The organism is Actinomycetota bacterium (assembly GCA_005774595.1).
Classification (GTDB): Bacteria; Actinomycetota; Coriobacteriia; order Anaerosomatales; family D1FN1-002; genus D1FN1-002.
The window spans coordinates 1-2,183 of sequence record VAUM01000315.1 but is presented as its reverse complement, the minus strand read 5'-3'; the positions used below and the strand labels follow the sequence as shown (position 1 = coordinate 2,183).

Sequence of the window (2,183 nt, the reverse complement as noted above, 5' to 3'; positions counted from 1 at the left end):
TTCGCGCTCCGGGGCACCGTCGACCATCGCTGCGAACGGATCAGCTTCGTGGGCTGCATGTCCGGCCTGTCGGATTCGGACCACGAGCGTCAGCGCTACGGCTTCACCGACGAGGACTCGGAGTTCGTCGACTACGTGCTCGTCCAAGGTTGCGTAGCGCTCGGCAACGAGGCAGGCGGGTACCACGTGGGCGCTGGGTCGCACGACATCCTCGCGGCCAATATGTGAGCGGATGCGACACGAGCAACGCTAGGTGCACGAACACCTGAAGGGGCAACGGGAGGTCATCATCATGAACGTCAAGAAGGAACAGAGGCGTGAGATCCAGCTCGATGCGATATCGAGCCTGCTTGTCGCGGCGTTGCTGTTGGTCGTGGCTTCGCTGCTCGTGTACGTCTCGAACGCGGGCGTGGCGCTCCCCGCCGGCGCGCTTCTCGCGTCGCACACGGTGAGGGTGCAGCTCGCCGGCTTCACCCTACTCGTCCTGCTGTACCTGTGGGACCAGCGCCGGCGTTTGCGCGTCGAGGTCCAGCGCAAGACCGAGGAGGTCGACAGCACGGTACGGTGGCTCCGCATGTCGCACGAGACCGCTTGCATCCTGAGCGCGACCGGTATGGAGAACGGCATCGGCATGGTGCTCGGGGGGATCGCCCAGGGTCTTGACGCCGACGCTGCGGCCGTGCTCGGCGACGACGTGGACTACACGCATCTGCGCGGACCAGCGCACGACGCGGAGGCGCAGCGCGTGCTCATGCACGTCGTCATCGAGGCACTGGGGCGTCACGGGATCATGCGGATCGAGACTCCCGGATCGGGCGGGACCGCTTTCGCCGTCCCGCTCAGGTGCGGCGAGCAGCTCAGGCGGGTGCTGTGCGTCTGGCGTCGCGAAGGGGAGTTCTCGCCGGCGGAGACCGACGCTCTCGGTCTCATCGCCCGCACCCTCGAATCGGCCCTGGACCGCGAAGAGGCGTTCGCGGAAGCGCAGCGCCAGATCGAGGGCACGCTCAGCGTGATGGAGTACCTGTGCCGCGGACGGCGAGGCCGGTACGCGAAGCACGCGATCGCGATGTCCGATCTTGCGGCGGATGTCGGGAAGCGCCTCGGCCTGGGTGGCGCGTGCGTCAAGGATGCACGGATCGCCGCCCTGTTCCATGACATCGGCATGCTGTCGCTGCCTCCCGATATCCCGGCCGAGGGTGGGCCGCTCACCCACGAGCAAAGGCTCGTCGTCGAGCAGCACTCGCGAGTGGGTGCCGAGATCGCGGCCGCCGCCGGTTTCAGCGCAGCAGTGCAGACCGCCATCCGCACTCATCACGACCGGCCAGGGACCACCTTGGTGTCTGCCGGTCTCGCGGATCAAGGATCGACGGTTGCGCGGATCATCGCTGCGTGCGAGGCGTACGAGTCCTTCGCCGAGGGGACGCCTTTCGGACGGGAGGGCACCGCGGAGGCCTTGCGCGAACTGAGTGATGAGGCGAACGGCACGGCGGATGCGCGGATCGTCGAGACGCTCGCCGCGGTGCTCCTCGACGGAGCCGCGACCCCGTCCGATCCGGTCACGCAGAGTGATGTCGTGAAGATGACGGCGTCACCTGCGGTCTCAAGCGAGAGACTGGTCCTCGCCGCCGTCTGACGGCGGCCGCTGGGAGAGGCGAGTACGATGGACGACACTCGAATCACCGAGGTCCCCCACGAAGTGGTCGCAAGTGCCCGTGCGCTCGTCATGCTCGTGCGCGCCTACAAGCTGTACCCCGATACCGGCCCCTTCCGCGCGAGCGCACTGGAGGCCGCGGCGCTGGCCCTCGGTTCGTACTTCGCGTCGGCTCACACGCTCACCTTCGGTGTGGGACGCTCAGGACTGGTCTACCGCGGTACTGAGATCCACGGCGTGACGGGGATGGACGAGATCGCCGAGGCGCTCCGGATCCGCGGCGTCGCTGAGATCACGCTCACGGCCGGCGTGGCGCCGGGCGACCTGAGAGCGCTGCTCGCCGTCCTGCAGCGCGATGCGGCCGATCTGGGCCGCCACGGGGGCGTGGCGAGCGTACTCGTCGCGGACGGCGTCCACTCCGTGCGCACCGCTGACGTCGACCTCGCGCCGGTCGACCCGACTCTGCTGAGTCCTGATGCTGGTCAGAGCTACGAGGAGTTCCTTCGCGCGCTCGCGAGCGACGATGTGCGCA

At 68.1% G+C, this 2,183-nt stretch carries 3 protein-coding genes; all 3 read left to right on the top strand.

The annotated features are described in order from the left end of the window. Positions 1-48 precede the first annotated feature (48 nt). A complete protein-coding gene (locus FDZ70_09555) occupies positions 49-228 on the top strand; it encodes a hypothetical protein (GenBank protein TLM69742.1) in 180 nt (59 codons plus the stop codon). 25 nt (positions 229-253) lie between these two features. After that, positions 254-1,633, top strand: a complete 1,380-nt coding sequence (locus FDZ70_09550; protein TLM69741.1) for an HDIG domain-containing protein — start codon at positions 254-256, stop codon at positions 1,631-1,633. A gap of 27 nt (positions 1,634-1,660) precedes the next feature. Next, the coding region (locus FDZ70_09545; GenBank protein TLM69740.1) for a hypothetical protein at positions 1,661-2,183 on the top strand (523 nt) is incomplete at its 3' end.